The following is a 16,139-nucleotide window of genomic DNA, read 5'->3' on the forward strand; positions in this document are numbered from 1 at the left end:
GGTCGGACGGAAAAACCGTCAGGGACGTACGGCAGTGACTTCCAGCTCCACCAGCCAGCCGGGGTTGACCAGCGCATCGACGACCATGGCGGAGCGAACCGGCAGGTTGGGCTGCTCGGCGGTGCCGAAGAACTGCGAATAGCCGGCCATGAAACCCTTGAAGTCCACGGCCCTGCCCTCCGGGGCAACCAGGAAGGCCTGCATCTTGATGATGTCGCCGACATCCAGCTTCAGCTCCTGCAACTGGGCCTGGATCCGCTTCATGACCGATACGGTCTGCTCTTCCATGGTGCCGTAGGCTTCGACGCTGTTGATGTCGGCGTTCTTGTTGATGACGCTGGGCACGGCGCCGCTGAGATAGACGACGGTTTTATCTGCGGGTACTTCGACCGCTTGCAGGATCGGAAAGTTGGAGTTGGGAAGCGGATGACGAATGATGTCGCCGGCCTGCGCGGGGGCAATGGCGGCTGAGAACAGAGCAAATGCAGCGCAAGCATTCCTGAATGACATGTCGATCGTTCCTCGTCGATGAACAAGTGCCATGCAGCCTAGCACGCGTGGCCGGCGGCTCCCAAAACGGCGCTGCCGGATCACGCGGCATATGACGCGTGTTTCAGCGGCTAGGCGCGGCGGGCGCCGAAACGGACCTTGGCTGCGGCCTGCATCGCCGGCGATGTCAGCCGGGGATCATTCCGCAAATGGGCGTGCAGCATCGGCAAGGCGTCCAGCCCCCAGAACAGGCGTTCGCCGACCACGATCGTCGGCACGCCGAAGACGCCATCGCTGGCGGCCTGGGCCGTGTTGTCCTTGAGCTGGTTCTTGACCTCGGGTGCATCCAGATCCAGCGTGCTTGCGTCGACGCCCAGGCGACCGAGCACGTCCTGCCAGGCTTCGGCGCTCTCGGGGTCGCAGCCGGTGGTGTAGAGCGCGTCGAACACCGCCGACACCGCAGCGGGCGTGGCGCCCAGCGCGACGATGAGGCGCAGGTAGCGCAGGGGGTTGAACGGATGCACGGCCGGCATCACGAAGGGGAAGCCCTGTTCCTGGGCCGTCCAGGTGCACAGCTCGTAGGTGAAGCGCCGCTTGCGCTCGATCTCGGCCGGCCCCTTGTGGCCGAAGGCGTTCAGCAGCCCGGCGAACAGCACGGGGCGCCGTTCGAGTTCGACCGGCAGCGGCTCGCGGCGCAGGGCCTGGTCCATCAGGCAGGCCCAGGGCGAGATGACGTCGAAATAGAAGATGGCTTTGGCTGTGGGTTCGGCAGTGCTCACGATTTGTTTCCTCGGTCACGGGGTGTCGGGCATCGTATATGCGGCGGGAAGGTGGACCAAGCATGTCCGGTCGCGCGGTATGTAGTCGGGAAAAGTCACGCCGCCCCGGTCAGGGTTTCGGCAAGCAGGTCGATACGGTCGCTTCCCCAGAAAAGCTCGCCTTGGTAAACGAAGGTCGGAGCGCCGAACACGCCGAGCGCTTCCGCCTTCGCATGCGCCGCAGCGAGATCCGCCCCGGCATCGGTGGCAAGGTAGGCCTGCCATGCCTGCGCGTCCAGCCCGGCCGACTGCAGCGCGGCCTCGATCTCCGCATGGGATTCGAGATCGAATTCGCGGCGCCAGAACGCAGCGAGCATCGGATCGAGGAAGGCCCACAGCCGGTGGTGCGACATGGCGAACAGCAGGGCTTGGCAGCCCAGCGTCGGCTCCCACAGCTTGGTCGTGGCGCGGATCGTCAGGCCCTGCTTTTTTGCCAGGCGGCGGCAGTCCATGTACAGGTACTTCACCTTGGCGATATCGCGGCTGCTGCGTGCTTCGACTTCTCCGCCGTAAGCGGAACGGAAATCCGTGATGTACGGCCACCAGTCGAAACGCGCGCCGGTGCGTTCGGCCAATCGACGCGCAGGCCCGAGGGAGAGATAGGAATACGGGCTGCGCAGATCGATGAAAGCATCGACCACCGGGGTTTCCTGCGCACTCATGCGCCGTCTCCCGCCTTGAACAGGTTGTGCTTGGCCTCGTCGGAGGTCGTCACGTCCACCCAGCGCTCCCGCAGCAGGTCGAGGCCCCTGCCCACCGCGGGCCGGCTGCGCACGCGGCCGTACCAGGCCTGCACGTTCGCGAAATCGTCGAGGCCGACGCCGGTGTATTTGTGGATGCGGACCCACGGAAAGCAGGCCATGTCGGTTATCGAATAGTCGTCGCAGAGGTAGTCCCTGCCGGCGAGCCGCTGGTCGAGCACCGTCAGCAGCCGCCGCGTCTCCTTCTGGTAGCGCTCGATGGCGTAGGGAACGGGGCTGGGTGCATAGCGGAAGAAATGCTGTGCCTGCCCCATCATCGGTCCGAGACCGCCGACCTGCCAGAACAGCCATTGCAGCATCTCGATGCGCCGACGCGGTTCGGCGGGAATGAAGCGCCGGGTCTTCTCGGCGAGATAGAGCATGACCGCTCCGCTCTCGAAGATGGTGATTGGTCCGCCACCGTCCAGCGGCTCGTCGTCGATGATTGCCGGAATCCTGGTGTTCGGGTTGATCGCCCGGTAAGCGGGCGTGTGCTGTTCGCCTTTGGTGATGTCGATCGGGACGAGGGTGTAGGGAATGCCCAGTTCCTCGATCAGGATCTGCACCTTGTGCCCATTGGGGGCAGGCCAGCTGTAGAGATGGATCATCGTCGTCCTCGCTTACTTGCGATGTAGGTGGATTTTGGTGCGCCCCGGCTCGACGGGCAGCAGGGTGGCTCGGATGAGGTGCATGACGTTCTGGCGTTCGAAGCTCTCACGGACGCGGACGGTGAAGTCGGGATCGATGGCGTGTGGCATGCCTGAAGCTCCTTTTATGCATGGAGCTTCATTTGAATTCATGCGTGAAGTTGGTACAAACGAGTTTTTCGGCAGTTCGCATGCGGTGACGGAATGTCAATTTCACTTGCCAGGCTCCCTTCGCCGGATCTTCTGCGCAGCTTCGTCGCCGTGGGGCGGCGCATGAGCATCACGCTGGCTGCACAGGACTTGTTCCTGACCCAGTCGGCCGTCAGCCGCCAGATCCATGCGCTGGAAGCGGCAGTGGGAATGAAGCTGTTCGAGCGCACGCACCGCGCGATCCATTTCACGGCCGAAGGCGAGCGCCTGTTCGTCAGCGCCGACAGCGCGATGCAGCAGTTGCAGGACACGGTCGGTGCGCTGCAGGCCAGCCTGCTTGCGCAGCGGCCGGTCACGCTGACCGCCAGCATTTCCTTCGTAGGGCTGTGGCTGCTGCCTCGGCTGCCGCAGTTTCAGCAGCACCATCCAAAGGTCGAGGTCCGCCTGTCGGCCAGCGACAGCATCATGGACCTGCGCCGCGAAGGGCTGGACATCGCGATCCGCTACGGCATACCGGAACAGATGCCGGCTGGCGCGCGGCGGCTTTTCGGCGAAACGATCTTTCCGGTGGCACACCCGAGCCTGGGCATCCGCAGGCTGGACGACCCGGAGATCGTTGCGCGCTCGGTGCTGCTCGAATTCGAGGGCGATTCGTCGCCCTGCTGGAACTGGGATGCCTGGCTCGAGGCGCAGGGCTGGGCGGGCATCAGGCCGAAAGGGGTGATCCGCTTCAATCTGTTCGATCAGATGATCCATGCCGCGGTCGCGGGCCAGGGTATTGCCCTCGGCCGCAGCCAGTTCATCCGCCCGATGCTCGACGATGGACGTCTGATTGCGCTACCGACGCGCCGGCCCGGCCCGCAGTCGAGCAAGGCTTTCTACCTGTTCCAGCGGGATGGCGAGCCGTCGAAGGGCGCCCAGGCCTTGATCGACTGGATCCTGGCCGAAGCGAAGCAGACGGACGCATCGGAGGCAGCCGCCACGGACTGACGGCTGCCTCCCGGCGCCGGCTGATGCTGGCGCCGGTTTTCAGGCGTCCTTGCCGACCTTCGGCAGCGGCACCATCACCGGCTGGCCGGGCTGGCTGCAGCCGGCGTCGCAGCAGCGCCCGGGCTGCTTGTTCTTGCTGATCGAACGGCCGTCCTCGGCCAGCACGCCGCGTTCGAGCAGGCGCTCGACCAACTCGACCTTGTTGCCGACCGGGTAGTTGCGCCAGATTTCCTGCTTCAGCGCGGTCGGCGAGCCGCCGCCGTGCAGGCTGATCAGGGAGTACCAGCCGCCCTGGTAGGAGGCGGTCAGGTCTTCGATGAAGCGGGATACTTCGATCCGCTTGTCGTAGGGGACGGCCGGGTTGGCGCGCAGCACTTCGGCCAGCGTCGCCGCCGTGGCCGGGTTGTGGTCCTCGTCCGGCCCCGGCAGGGCGACGATCAGGCCGCCGGAGACTTCGTGGGCGAGCCGGTGCATGTCGTAGATCTGGGTGGAGAGCAGCAGCTTGCCGATGTTCGAATACACCGGCTCGGGCATGAAGCTCTTCGAGTACGGGTCCTGCACCGAATAGACGCTCGCGGCCACGCCGCAGGCGTAGAAGCCTTCGGTGATCTTGATCAGCTCGACCATCGGGTCGCGCAGATTGGCCTTCCTGTCCGGGTCGAGGCCGTTGGCTTCGCACATCAGGGCGCCGGCGCCGATCAGCAGGTCGCCGAAACCCGCCCGCGCGCCGATGCAGCTGTGGCGGTGGTGGGTGGCGTAGTTGTAGGTGACGTCGCCGGAGAATTCCCACTCGCCGGCCAGGAACACGCGCTCCCAGGGCACGAAGACCTTGTCGAAGATCACCACGCCGGTCGATTGGCCGTACTTGCGCGAGAACAGCGGCGCGCCGTGCTCGGGCTTCTCGCCGGGGCGTCCGGCCGGGCGGGCGACGATGGTGATGCCCGGCGCATCGACCGGCACCGCACAGCAGAGGGCGAAATCCTTGTCGTCTTCGCGCATGTTGCGCGAGGGCATGACGAGGAATTCATGCACGTAGGGCGCGCCGGTGACGATGGCCTTGGTGCCGGAAATGACGATGCCTTTGGCATTGCGTTCGACGACGTGGACATAGACGTCCTGGTTCAGCTGCTGGTTGGGGCGCTTGCTGCGGTCGCCCTTGGCGTCCGTCATCGCGATGCCCAGCGTCAGGTCTTCGTCCTGCACCTTCTGCAGATAGGCGGCGAACTTCGCGCGGTATTCGGTCGAACCCCTGGCATCGTCCAGCTTGGCCATCGCCTGGCCGATGCCGTTGAGGGCGTCGTGCGCCAGATAGCGCTGCGCACAGCCCGTCTCCTGGCAGAGCACGCGGACCGCTTCGAGCTTGTTGAGCAGATCGCCGGCCGATTCGTTGACGTGCAGCATGCGGTTGACCGTCTTGCCCGAGGCCGTCTGCTTCGCGAGCATCAGCGGTGCCAGCGCGGGGTCGTGGGCGAAGTCGTAGGTGACGGCGAGGGCGTTGATGCCGGGCTGCAGCGAAGGAGCATCGACAACCGATTCGATCCGTTGGCCATCGACATAGACGACGGGCTCGTACTTCCGCAGGGATTCCCGGAATTGCCGGCCGTCCATCAGGCCGCTGGTGTTGGTGGCAGACATGGTGGCTCCTTTCTGAGTGTCGTTGATTGTATTGAACAGTGTTCAATGTGTCGTGCAGTGTAGAATTCTGCTCATGCCCAAGTCAACGACTACTCGCCAGAATCCGCCCCGAGCGCGCGCCCGCGCAGCCAAAGCCGAGTCGACAACAGAGTCGCGGGCGGAATCGAAGGCACTCAGGGAGAACACCCTCAACCAGGCGCGCCGCGAACTGATCCTGGATGCGGCGCGCTCGGCCTTCTTCGAGCTGGGGCTGGATGGCGCGAGCCTGCGGGAGATCGCAAAGCGGGCGGGCTACACGCCGGGCGCGATCTACAGCTACTTCGCCAACCTGGAAGAGATCTACGGCGCGCTGCTCGGCGAGTCGCTGCAGCGCTTGAACGGCGTCGTCGATGCGGCGGGGGCGGGCGCCGCCGGGCCGGTCGAGTTGCTGCGGGCCAAGGCCACCGCCTTCTACGTGTTCTACCGCGACAACCCGAAGGAGCTGGATCTGGGCTTCTACCTGTTCGACGGCGTCAAGCCGCGGGGCCTGACGCCGGCACTGAACCAGCAGTTGAACGAACGGTTGATGGCCGCGCTGCAGCCGGTCGAGCAGCAGTTGATGGTGCTGGGCCTGGATGCCGACGAGGCGGTGGCCGAGACCACCGCGGCGTTCGCCCACATCGTCGGTGTGCTGGTGCTGAACAACACCGGGCGGATCCGGCTGTTCAGGCAGAATCCGGACCTGCTGTTCGAGCGCTACATGGATTCGCTCGTCCGGCGGCTGCCGGCGACGTAGGGGCGTGCGGCTGGCGGATGCCGCTTACATGGACCCGCATCCCCGCGAGTGCCTGCACCAGATTTGACCGCGTTGCAGGCATTTGTCGCCCCATCAGCACTCATGGCCCTTTTCCGCTGCGCAGAATGGAGAGCAGAAGCCATACGCCGCCGACCATCGCGCCGAGAAAGCCGACGAGTCCGAAGACCGGCAAGCCCAGGAGCGTCGGCCCGCCCGGCACGGTCATGACGATGGACGAGCCGACGATGAGCGCGGCGACGACGATCCCGAGTACGAGTCGGTTGGCGGCGCGATCGAGTTGATCGCCGAGCCGTTTCAGGTGGGGGACGTCGATGTGCATTTCCAGCCGGCCGCGACGGGCAAGGCGCAGCAGGCGGGAGAGATCCTGGGGCAAGCTCGCCAGCAGTGAGAACACCTCGGTTGCTGACTGTTTTCCCCGTTTGAGCAGTGCGGCCGGGGAGTAGCGTGCCTGCATGGCACGCTCCAGCAGGGGCAGGGCCTGGCTGGCGATGTCGAAACCGGGGTCGAGTTCGCGGCCCAGGCCTTCGAGGGTGACGAAGGCCTTGACCAGCAAGGCCAGATCGTTGGGCAGCACGAGATGATGCCGGCGCGGGATTGCGACCAGATCGGTCAGCATCTCGCTCAGGCGCAGCTGCTTCAGTGGCACGCCGTGGTAGCGATCGACGAAGGACTGGATTTCCAGCAGCAGCTCCTGTTCATTTGCCGCACCGTCGTTCGCCCATTCGAGCATGACGTCGACGACGCTGCGGGCGTCGTTCTTCACCAGCCCCAGCATCAGCCGGATCAGCTCGTCGCGGCGCTCCTCCGACAGCCTGCCGACCATGCCGAAGTCGATGAAGGCGATGCGATTGCCCGGCAGGTAGAACACGTTGCCCGGGTGAGGGTCGGCGTGGAACAGCCCATCCTCGACGATCATTTTTAGTACGGCATTGGCGCCGCGCCGGGCGAGAAGCTTGCGGTCCAGACCGGCTTGGTCGATGGCTTGCAGCCTGCGCCCGGAAATACCGCCGATGAATTCCTGTACGCAGACCCGCTCGCCGGTCCATTGCCAATGGACGCGGGGAATGACGATGATGGCCGGGTCACCGGCGGAATCCGGCTCCCCGCTGCCGGGAACGGCAGCAGCCGAGTCCTGGTCGGCATAGCCCGCGAAGTTTCTTGCGATGCGATCGGCATTGCGGCATTCGCCGGCGAAGTCGAGTTCGTTGCGCAGCGACTGGGCGAACTGGCGCACCATCTCCCGTGGGTGCAGGACACGCCATTCGGGGCTCTCCGCCTCGGCGAGTTCGGCCAGGCGTGCAAGCCAGCGCAGGTCGGCTTCCAGAATCGGGCGAATGCCCGGCCGCCGCACCTTGACCACGACTTCGCTGCCGTCGTCGAGGCGCGCTCGATGTACCTGTGCAATCGAGCCGGCTGCCAGCGGCTCGGGCTCGAACGCGGCGAAGATTTCCTCGGGTGGCGCGCCGAGGTCTTCGCTGAGCTGCTGATGCACGGCAGCCCAGGGGGCGGGCGGCGCGCTGTCCTGCAGTTTCCCGAATTCGGCGATCCATTCGGGTTCGAGCAGATCGACCCGGGTCGCGAGTACCTGGCCGAGCTTGACGAAGGCCGGCCCCATGTCTTCCAGCGCCCGCCGCACCCGTTCGGGCGGCGTCATGTGGGCGAAGTCGGCCGCTTCACTCCAGTGCAGCGCCGTCCCCGTGCGCTCCAGGGCGTTGGCCAGCCCCATCCGCCGCACGATGTCGCCGAATCCGTAACGGACCAGGATCGAGGCGATTTCGTGCAAGCGCCCCAGATCGCGCATCGTGGTCAGAGCCTGCCAGAACATCGCGTTTCCTCACACGGGAGCATCATCAGGACGAGCGAGGCTGCTCGCATGGAATGGCATCCGGCAGGCTGGACGCCCGCTTGATGAAGCGCTTGTCGAACGTCAGCAGCGCCGTGCAGGATGCGGCGCGGCTCAGATGCAGCGCGTCGGCAAAGTCCAGTCCCTGCTCGAACGCCTGCAAGGCAGCCAGCACGCGGGCACGGTCTTCGACGACGACGTTGCCATACGTGCACAGCGCGCTCAGGGCGCGGTGGATGGAAGCACGCGGCAATTCGTAGAAGCCGCGCAGCACCCATTCCAGCTCCAGCATCACCGTCACGGAAACGAACACACGGCCCCGCATGGCCTCCAGCGCCGCAGGGCGCTGGCGCGCGGCTTCCGGGTCGTCCGGATCATCCACGAAGAAGCGTGCCAGCACATTGGTGTCGACGGCTTTCATGGCTTGGCTTTGGCAAGCAGACCGGCGGCATCGAAATCCGCCAGACGCCGCGGCTTGCCCTTGGATCTAGGCTTGAGCATGCCGTAGCCGGACTCCACGTCTGCCTGGGGCGCAGGATGGGGAACGATCAGCCGGATGCCGTCCGGTTCCTCGACCAGTTCGAGCCGGCTGCCGGGGGTCAGGCCAAAGTGCTGCCGCACCTCGGCGGGCAGCACCAGTTGGCCTTTGGACGAAAGGATGACCGTGGTCATGGCGTACTCCGAGGGGGAAGCTGCCGCTCATCCTATTCTTGTCTTACTGGTAAGACAAGGCGGTATCAATTTCTACCGTACCCTGCGCACATCACATCGTCTTGACAGCAGAGCGATGTCAAGAAAGAATCCGCTTGACGATGTAAATAATTCTCATTATTTACATCGTAATGAATAATTTTCGAGCGCCGTTCGCAAGGACTCTATGTTCAGGAACACCGGAAGCCGAATTCGTGACGAGCGTGTTCCGACCAGCCTGTCCCTCAACCCCCGGGCATGCTGTCCGACACACAGGTTCTTTCCATGTCCTCTGCAAACAACACTGTTTCTCCAGGCAGCGTCGCCGAACTGTATATCGAACACCATGGCTGGCTGCAGAACTGGCTGCGCAAGAAGCTCGGCAACAGCCACCGCGCAGCCGATCTGGCGCATGACGTCTTCGTGCGCATACTCGGCAAGTCGCACGACATCGGCGAGATTCGCGAACCCCGGGCATATCTCGTTCGCATCGGCGGCGGCCTTCTCGACGACCACTGGCGCCGTCAGGCCCTGGAGCAGGCCTGGCTGGAAACGCTCGCTGCGCAACCCATGCCGCTCGCTCCCTCGCCCGAGGAGCGCAGCCTGATCATCGAGACCCTGGAAGAAATCTCCCGCCTGCTCGATGGCCTGCCGCCGAGGACGCGCACCATTTTCCTGCTGTCCCAGCTCGACGGCCTCACCTATCCCCAGATTGCCGCCCAACTCGGCACCACCGTCAATGTCGTGCAGAAAGCCATGAGCCGGGCGCTGGTCAATTGCTACCGGGTACTTTACCCATGCTGAGCGGTGAACCCACTGCCCACCGGCCGCCGTCACCATGAATCCGTTGCCCGACTCCGCCGGCAATGGCGGCAAACTGCCGGAAGCCGTGGTCGAACAAGCCATCGCCTGGTATGTCCGCCTTTCGTCCAATCCACGCGATGAAGGCGGCAATGTCGAATTTGCTCGCTGGCACGATGCCAGCCCGGACCACGCTGTGGCGTGGCAGCGCATGCTGGGCATCGGCAGCCGCCTCCAGGACAGCGCCCTTCGGGTTCCGTCGCCGCTTGCCCGCGACGCCCTGAATCGTGCCGGAAGCCTGCAAGGCAAGCGACGCGCACTGCTCTACGGCCTGGCGGCCATCGGCACAAGCACTGCCGTGCTGCACGTCCTGCACGGGCAGCCGCCATGGTCCGGCCATCTGGACAGCATGCTGGCCGATGCCCGCACCGCGACAGGGCAGCGCAGCCGGAGAATGCTGGATGACGGCACCCAACTGCTGCTCAATACGGCCACGTCCATCGACATCCGCCAGACCGCCGAAGAGCGCCGCATCATCCTGCATCAGGGCGAAATTCTGGTCGCTACCGCGCCAGACCCGGCCCGCCCCCTCGTCGTCGACACCGCTGCCGGCCTGCTCCGCCCGGTCGGCACCCGCTTCGCCGTACGCCGCGAAGACAGCGGCACCTGCTCGGTCGCCGTCGTCGAAGGCGCGGTCGACATCCACCCCGCCGCAGCCGGCAGAAGCTTGCGCCTTGCCGCAGGACTGCAGACCCGTTTTACGCCCACGCACTCCGCACCGCCGGCGCCGCTGGACGAATCGCGCCTGGCATGGACCGACGGCTTCATCACTGCGGAAGGCATGCGTCTCGCCGACTTCCTTGCCGACCTGGGCCGCTACCGCCCTGGCCGCCTGCGCTGTGCCGGCAACGTTGCCGATCTGCGCCTGACCGGCGCCTGGCCCCTGGACGGACCCGACCCGGCCGACCCCACCGGCCACATCCTCGTCTCCCTGGAGCAACACCTGCCCGTGCTCATCCTTCGCCTGACCCGCTACTGGATCAGCATCGAGGCCCGGCCGGAAGCCTGAAACAGGCGAGGGAAGCAGGTCCCCTGAAAAAAACGGCAGTTTTTTGCGTTTCGTCCGGCTGTACTTCCGAACGCTGGATGCGAAGGGCTGAAACGCCATGCGGCATCCAGCGTGTCGGCCGCCCCCATGGGGCGGGATCAACCACGCAGCCCCCAAGGATCCGCACATGCCGCTTCATCGCCCGCTGCGCCGCTCGCCAGCGAAGCCATCCATCCTCACGCCGGTCGCCCATGCCCTGTTCAGCCTCTGCGCCTGCACCGCGATCTCGCTGCCCGGTGTTGCCATGGCGCAGGAAAGCGCCGCCGTCGCGCCACACCGCTTCGACATTCCCGCAGGGCCGCTGGACCAGGCTCTGAGCCGCTTCGGCCGCCAGTCAGGCATGCAGATCGTCGTCGACGGCAGCTTGACGGCTGGCCTGCGCAGTCCGGGGTTGAGCGGCAATCACTCCGCGCCGCAGGCCCTGAATCGGCTGCTTGCCGGTACCGGCTTGCAAGCCGTGCGCGGCACCGGCAATGAATACACCCTGCAGCGGATCCCCTCCAGCGGTATCAGCACGCTGGGCGCGGTGGTCGTCACCGAACCCGCACTGTCGCCCAGCCCGGCGGAAGAAGCCCGGACCAACTACACCGTCAGCCGCTCTACCAGCGCCACCAAGCTCGACCTTTCCATCAAGGAAACGCCGCAGAGCATGACTATCATCACCCAGCGCCAGATCGAGGAGCAGAACCTCACCTCGGTGCAGGACATCCTCGAATCCACGCCCGGCATCTCCGTCGTGCAGACCGGCGTGCCTGGCGCGGGCGAGACCACCTTCTACTCGCGCGGCTACGAGATCACCAACCTGATGATCGACGGCATGCCCACCCGCAGCGGCGCCTTCGGCGGCGGCATGAGCCAGTTGGCCGGCCACGACACGGCCATCTACGAGCGGGTCGAGATCGTGCGCGGCTCGACCGGCCTGTCCAGCGGCACCGGCGACCCTTCGGCCAGCATCAACTTCGTGCGCAAGCGTCCCGGCTATACGCCTCAAAGCAGCGCCAAGCTCAGCTACGGGCGCTGGAACAAGGCGAGGGCAGAGGTGGATCTGTCACGCCCCTTCAACGAAGACGGCAGCCTGCGCGGCAGGCTGGTGGCCGCGTATGGCCAGGGCGACCACTGGATCGACCGGGTGGAAGACAAGAGCAAGCTGCTTTATGGCGTCGTCGAGGCCGACCTGGGCAGCAGGAGCACTCTGACCCTGGGCGGCACCTGGTTCGAGAAGCGGCTGGATGACGCGGCGAAGTCTGGCGGCGTCTCCGGTTTAAACGTGGATCCCATGACTGCTGAAACCGTGGGCACCGTGGATTTCGGCCGCAGTTTCAATGCCGCCACACAGTGGTCTTATGTGGATCTGAACAGCCGGAATGTCTTCATTGATCTGAAGCACGAATTCAACGATCGATGGAAGGTACAGGCAAGCTATCAGCATACCCGCGGCACGAACGACCAAGTCTATGGCCAGTTGACCAATTACTGGTCGGATTACGGGGTGTTCGGCTACGGCTATGGGCGTTCCAACAACGAACACAAATTGCACAACCTGGATCTGACCGCGACCGGCACGTTCGAGTGGTTCGGGCGCGAGGCACAGGTGGCGTTTGGCGTCAATGGCTACAAAGGTGACACCTTGGTGCGAGGCTATCCCGGCCAATTGAATCTCTATGGTGATGTGATTTTCGAGGATCAATGGAACAATGGTGTCCAGCCTTGGCCGGAGAATGTTACCCATCAAAGTTCATTGCCCAGGGATGTATTGGGTGTGCAGACGTTCTATACCGACGTCAAGGACAAGCAATGGGGTTATTTTCTCACCGCCAAATTCGAGCCGATCGAGCGGCTTAAATTCATCCTTGGTACGCGCTACAGCCACTATGAACGCGCTTCCGATGCCTACCTCAGAGGTTGCGGTACTCAACATGCACCTGGATGTACGCAGTGGTTTTTCAACAGATCCTACCGCGAAGCACCCAATCAAAAATTCATTCCCTACGTCGGTGCCATCTACGACATCAGTCCGAGTACGTCCATGTATGCCAGCTATACCGGCACCTACAACCCGCAGAGCCAGGTGGGCTGGAAAGCCGGTCGGGGTTATTACCTCCTGGAGCCCAAGGAGGGCAATTCCTTCGAGGCCGGCATCAAGAGCGCGCTGTACGACAACGCCTTGAACCTGCATGCAGCGGTGTTCCGAATGAAACAGAAGAAAGTCGCAACCATGTACAGCGACGCTGTGCCAGCACCGGTACAAGGCTGCACGCACCCGGTGAACGGCGGGTACTGCGACCTTAATTACAACAATCAAGGCCCGCTAATAACGGGCATTGATCTCTCGGTGGCAGGCAGGCCGACGCCGAAACTGATGCTCAATGCGGGGTACACCTATCTGCATGTCGATCTCGATGGCGCTCTCCCCGATCACTCGTCGTATTTCAATTACGGGGAGTCGATGGATTATGCCCGGCCGAGGCATACGGTCAACATCGGCGCCAGTTATCAGCTCGACGAAAAGCTGACATTGGGCGGCCGTTGGCGCTTCAAGAGCAAATCTCGTATGGGTACCGACCGTCCTGGCACATACAACGGATTTGCTGATCAAGGGGGCTATGCCGTTCTTGATCTGATGGCGCGGCACCGGATCAGCAAGAACATTACCGCTGGTCTGAATATTGGAAACGTCTTCGACAAGGTCTACAAAATGGATTATGCCGGCAGTTACTACGGTTCGCCCAGAAGCTACACCTTCTCCTTAAATGCCAGTTTCTAAACCGAAACAAGGAGGATGCTATCGCATAGCAGGACACACTCAAGCATTTTTTGTTTTACGTTTTCCTATTTTCCTGGAGTTCTCATGCGTAAATTCGCACTCAAGGCGGCCGCAGTTGTCGCTCTTTCCGCCGTTTCCGCTGTCGCATCGGCTGGGGTTGGTTTTTCCCAGAATCAGACGGCCTTCACTTTCGGCACCAATTACCTCGGCACATTCAGTTATGGTGGCAATACCTATGGTGCTGGCAGCACGTTTAATGTAAATAGTCTGCCCAGCGGCTTCACCACTCCTGCGACTTCTCTGCAGGTTGTTGACGGCGCCCTTAGAACTGTGTCCTACCGCTTCTACAAGCAGGCGTTTCGACGGTGATTGGCAACATCGCTTCCGCTCCTATTTTCCCATTCCCTCCCGCTCCTGCTACCAACCGCCAGTTCGTCAAGGACGTGGTTGGCCAGTTCACCACTTCGCTTCCCAGCAATGTGACGTATAACTACAGCGGGGTGACGTTCAATCATATTCCGGGCACGGAAGGCACGTTTGCCTACACCATCACAGTCAATGCGGCGGGTGCGGCAACAGGCCAGGGCTCGTTCAGCGGTGTGACAGGCTCCGGTGGCTCAGGTATCGGCAATTTCACCCTGGCAGGCACTCTGCATTCCGCAGCCATCACGACGCAACCGGATGGACGCCTGGGCGTCAGCGGTGGCAACGTCACCGCCACGGCGAGCAATGCAACGGGTTCCGAGAGCCATACTGCCCAGTATGACCTGGGTGTCTTCGGCCCCAATGCCCAGGAGGTTGCCGGCGGCATCTACGGCGGTACGCTTCAGCCCCGAATCAGCGGCTACGCCTTCGCCGGCAAGCGTTGATTCAGGCTTGCCACCAGCAGCAGTGACAAAAGCCTGATTTGAACAGCCAAATCCATGGCATACAGCCAGGCAGGGATGCTCCATCCTTGCCTGGCCAAGTGTTGGACGTCGGTCATTCGATGCATCGACCGGCGTCCTTTTTCTTTTTTTCCTCATTGCTACAGGGGCTGCATGCAGGCTGAGTTCGGCATGCACGGCCTGGTGCCCATTCCGATGCACTTTCTTCGTTTTTTTCGGCAAACCGGCCGCAGCGCCGTCCATTGGTGCATTCCGCTTTTGCTGGTTTTCGTCCTGCCTTGGGGCGGCCTCTTCAGCGGCAGTGCGCTGGCGCAGCCGAGCCTGCCGGCCACGCTGGGCGAACCGATCGACAACCTGCGCACTCTCTCGCCCGACTGGTCCGAGCAGTATCGTGCCCCGGAGCACGCGGCGCCTGACGCGGCGGGCAGCGCCGAAGCCGGCGCGGACAAACCCGTCGAGTTGAGCGACGAGGACGTGAAGGCCAACCCGCAGATTGCCGAGATCATCATCAACACCGCGCTGCAGCAGCGCGACTGGCCGACGCTGGCACGGGTGCTGCCGCTGTACCGGCAGTCGTTCCGGCACGATGCGCAAATGGTCAGCTATGTGGAAGGCGCCTTGCTGCGCCAGCAGGGCCGCCAGGCGGAGGCGATCGAGCAGTACCGCGGGATGCTGGCGCGCGATGCCGGTCTGGATTATGTGCGTTTCGATCTGGCGGCGATGCTGTTCGAGAACCGCGAGCACCGCGAAGCGCGCGAGCTGTTTGCCGATACGGTCGGCAACCCGCTGGTGGACCGGAACTTTCAGGAAATGGCGCGCCAGTACCTGGCGCAGATTGTGCAGCGCGAACGGGTGAACAAGCGCCTGCGGCTGAGGCTGCTGCACAACTACAATGTGAACCAGGCGAGCGACGATCGTTATCTGGAACTGGGCGGCTGGATATTCGAGAAGAACGCGGAATTCATGCCGCGCTCGTCGGCTGGGCTGAACTATGGTCTGACGCTGGATCAGGAGTGGAACCTGCAGGGCAACCATTTCCTGAGTTGGGAGCTTTCGGCCGACGGGCTGCATTATTCTAGCGCGCAGGAATTCAACGAGAACGCGGTGTCGCTTAACCTGGCCTACCGCTGGCAGGATGCCCGCTCCTGGCTGTATGCGGGGCCGGTGCTGGAACTGCGCTGGCTGGACGGGAAGCGCTACGTGAACAGCCACGGCGTGGCCGCGGGGCATGGCCGCTGGCTGTCGCCAGGCTGGCAGGCCACGCTGCATGTGCGCTGGATGGACAAGGATTATGTGGACGAGGCGCTGGACGACTATGACGGCCATGCGCTGAGCGTGGTGCCGGGGCTGCTGCGGGTGATTTCGCCGAACACGGCAGTGTTCGGCGGGCTGGTCTGGCAGCGCGAGCGTGTGTCGGTCCGGACGGAGTCGTTCGAGCAGCGCGGTCTCAATGGGGGCTTCTCGACGCAGTGGGACAAGGGCCTGAACCTGAGCGGCAACGTGCAGTTGGCGTTTCGCCGCCATGAGGGTGTGCATCCGCTGTTTGCGCACCAGCGCCGCGACCGCCGCCTGAACGCGATGCTCAACATCGGCCACGCCGGGCTGAACATGGCGGGTTTCGAGACGAAGCTGGGTTTCCAGTTCGAGAAGGTGGACAGCAACATCGCCGAGCTGTACTCGCGTACGGTACGGCAGTGGATGCTGACCGCGGAGCGGCGCTTCTGAAGCGGCCTGTACATTCATTTTCCGAGGAAGAACCGTCGTGCTCGTTTCCGATGTCG

17 protein-coding genes are annotated in these 16,139 nt (G+C 63.7%); 8 read left to right on the plus strand and 9 right to left on the minus strand.

Going from position 1 to position 16,139, the window contains the following annotated elements:
• Nucleotides 1-18: 18 nt before the first annotated feature.
• From NX068_RS06735 to NX068_RS06755, 5 genes are all read right to left on the minus strand, one after another.
• The gene (locus NX068_RS06735) at nucleotides 19-510 is read right to left on the minus strand and encodes a RidA family protein (RefSeq protein WP_263460518.1); all 492 of its coding nucleotides are present in this window, start codon (nucleotides 508-510) and stop codon (nucleotides 19-21) included.
• A 110-nt stretch (nucleotides 511-620) separates the two neighbouring features.
• Nucleotides 621-1,268: a 2-hydroxychromene-2-carboxylate isomerase gene (locus NX068_RS06740; protein ID WP_263460519.1), complete on the minus strand. Its 648-nt coding sequence runs from the start codon at nucleotides 1,266-1,268 to the stop codon at nucleotides 621-623.
• Between the two features lie 95 nt (nucleotides 1,269-1,363).
• Nucleotides 1,364-1,969: a DsbA family protein gene (locus tag NX068_RS06745; RefSeq protein WP_263460520.1), complete on the minus strand. Its 606-nt coding sequence runs from the start codon at nucleotides 1,967-1,969 to the stop codon at nucleotides 1,364-1,366.
• A complete protein-coding gene (locus NX068_RS06750) occupies nucleotides 1,966-2,655 on the minus strand; it encodes a glutathione S-transferase N-terminal domain-containing protein (protein ID WP_263460521.1) in 690 nt (229 codons plus the stop codon). The genes NX068_RS06745 and NX068_RS06750 overlap by 4 nt, the downstream gene beginning before the upstream one ends.
• A gap of 12 nt (nucleotides 2,656-2,667) precedes the next feature.
• On the minus strand, nucleotides 2,668-2,805 hold the full coding sequence (locus NX068_RS06755; protein WP_263460522.1) for a hypothetical protein: 138 nt from the start codon (nucleotides 2,803-2,805) through the stop codon (nucleotides 2,668-2,670).
• Nucleotides 2,806-2,898: 93 nt separating this feature from the next.
• Between NX068_RS06755 and NX068_RS06760 the strand changes: the two genes are divergently transcribed.
• On the plus strand, nucleotides 2,899-3,834 hold the full coding sequence (locus NX068_RS06760; protein ID WP_263460523.1) for a LysR substrate-binding domain-containing protein: 936 nt from the start codon (nucleotides 2,899-2,901) through the stop codon (nucleotides 3,832-3,834).
• A 39-nt stretch (nucleotides 3,835-3,873) separates the two neighbouring features.
• Here the strand turns inward: NX068_RS06760 and NX068_RS06765 are convergent, their stop codons facing one another.
• Nucleotides 3,874-5,469 carry a 4-hydroxyphenylacetate 3-hydroxylase family protein gene (locus tag NX068_RS06765; protein WP_263460524.1) on the minus strand — a complete coding sequence of 532 codons (1,596 nt, stop codon included), beginning with the start codon at nucleotides 5,467-5,469 and terminating at the stop codon, nucleotides 3,874-3,876.
• Nucleotides 5,470-5,542: 73 nt separating this feature from the next.
• Between NX068_RS06765 and NX068_RS06770 the strand changes: the two genes are divergently transcribed.
• Entirely contained in the window at nucleotides 5,543-6,244 is a 702-nt protein-coding gene (locus NX068_RS06770) for a TetR/AcrR family transcriptional regulator (protein WP_263460525.1), read from the plus strand.
• A 100-nt stretch (nucleotides 6,245-6,344) separates the two neighbouring features.
• On the opposite strand, the gene NX068_RS06775 is transcribed toward NX068_RS06770, so the two are convergent.
• Genes NX068_RS06775 through NX068_RS06785 form a run of 3 tightly spaced genes read right to left on the minus strand, consistent with a single transcriptional unit; the run spans nucleotide 6,345 to nucleotide 8,780 of the window.
• Nucleotides 6,345-8,090, minus strand: coding sequence for an ABC1 kinase family protein (locus NX068_RS06775; protein WP_263460526.1), 1,746 nt, complete (start codon nucleotides 8,088-8,090; stop codon nucleotides 6,345-6,347).
• A 25-nt stretch (nucleotides 8,091-8,115) separates the two neighbouring features.
• Nucleotides 8,116-8,529: a type II toxin-antitoxin system VapC family toxin gene (locus NX068_RS06780; RefSeq protein ID WP_263460527.1), complete on the minus strand. Its 414-nt coding sequence runs from the start codon at nucleotides 8,527-8,529 to the stop codon at nucleotides 8,116-8,118.
• Nucleotides 8,526-8,780, minus strand: coding sequence for an AbrB/MazE/SpoVT family DNA-binding domain-containing protein (locus tag NX068_RS06785; RefSeq protein WP_263460528.1), 255 nt, complete (start codon nucleotides 8,778-8,780; stop codon nucleotides 8,526-8,528). Before NX068_RS06785 ends, NX068_RS06780 begins: the two co-directional genes overlap by 4 nt.
• A 303-nt stretch (nucleotides 8,781-9,083) precedes the next feature.
• Between NX068_RS06785 and NX068_RS06790 the strand changes: the two genes are divergently transcribed.
• From NX068_RS06790 to NX068_RS06815, 6 genes are all read left to right on the plus strand, one after another.
• Complete coding sequence (locus tag NX068_RS06790; protein ID WP_263460529.1) at nucleotides 9,084-9,602, plus strand: sigma-70 family RNA polymerase sigma factor; 519 nt, start codon at nucleotides 9,084-9,086, stop codon at nucleotides 9,600-9,602.
• Nucleotides 9,603-9,636: 34 nt separating this feature from the next.
• Nucleotides 9,637-10,668, plus strand: a complete 1,032-nt coding sequence (locus tag NX068_RS06795) for a FecR domain-containing protein (protein ID WP_263460530.1) — start codon at nucleotides 9,637-9,639, stop codon at nucleotides 10,666-10,668.
• A gap of 166 nt (nucleotides 10,669-10,834) precedes the next feature.
• On the plus strand, nucleotides 10,835-13,471 hold the full coding sequence (locus NX068_RS06800; RefSeq protein ID WP_263460531.1) for a TonB-dependent siderophore receptor: 2,637 nt from the start codon (nucleotides 10,835-10,837) through the stop codon (nucleotides 13,469-13,471).
• Nucleotides 13,472-13,555: 84 nt separating this feature from the next.
• Nucleotides 13,556-13,840 (plus strand): hypothetical protein, encoded by a 285-nt coding sequence (locus NX068_RS06805; protein WP_263460532.1) that lies wholly within the window; start codon nucleotides 13,556-13,558, stop codon nucleotides 13,838-13,840.
• Nucleotides 13,837-14,340 (plus strand): factor H binding protein domain-containing protein, encoded by a 504-nt coding sequence (locus tag NX068_RS06810; protein ID WP_263460533.1) that lies wholly within the window; start codon nucleotides 13,837-13,839, stop codon nucleotides 14,338-14,340. Before NX068_RS06805 ends, NX068_RS06810 begins: the two co-directional genes overlap by 4 nt.
• A 54-nt stretch (nucleotides 14,341-14,394) precedes the next feature.
• On the plus strand, nucleotides 14,395-16,083 hold the full coding sequence (locus NX068_RS06815; protein WP_263460534.1) for a surface lipoprotein assembly modifier: 1,689 nt from the start codon (nucleotides 14,395-14,397) through the stop codon (nucleotides 16,081-16,083).
• Nucleotides 16,084-16,139: the final 56 nt, after the last annotated feature.

Source organism: Thauera carbonicopians (assembly GCF_025699485.1).
Taxonomy (GTDB): domain Bacteria; phylum Pseudomonadota; class Gammaproteobacteria; order Burkholderiales; family Rhodocyclaceae; genus Thauera.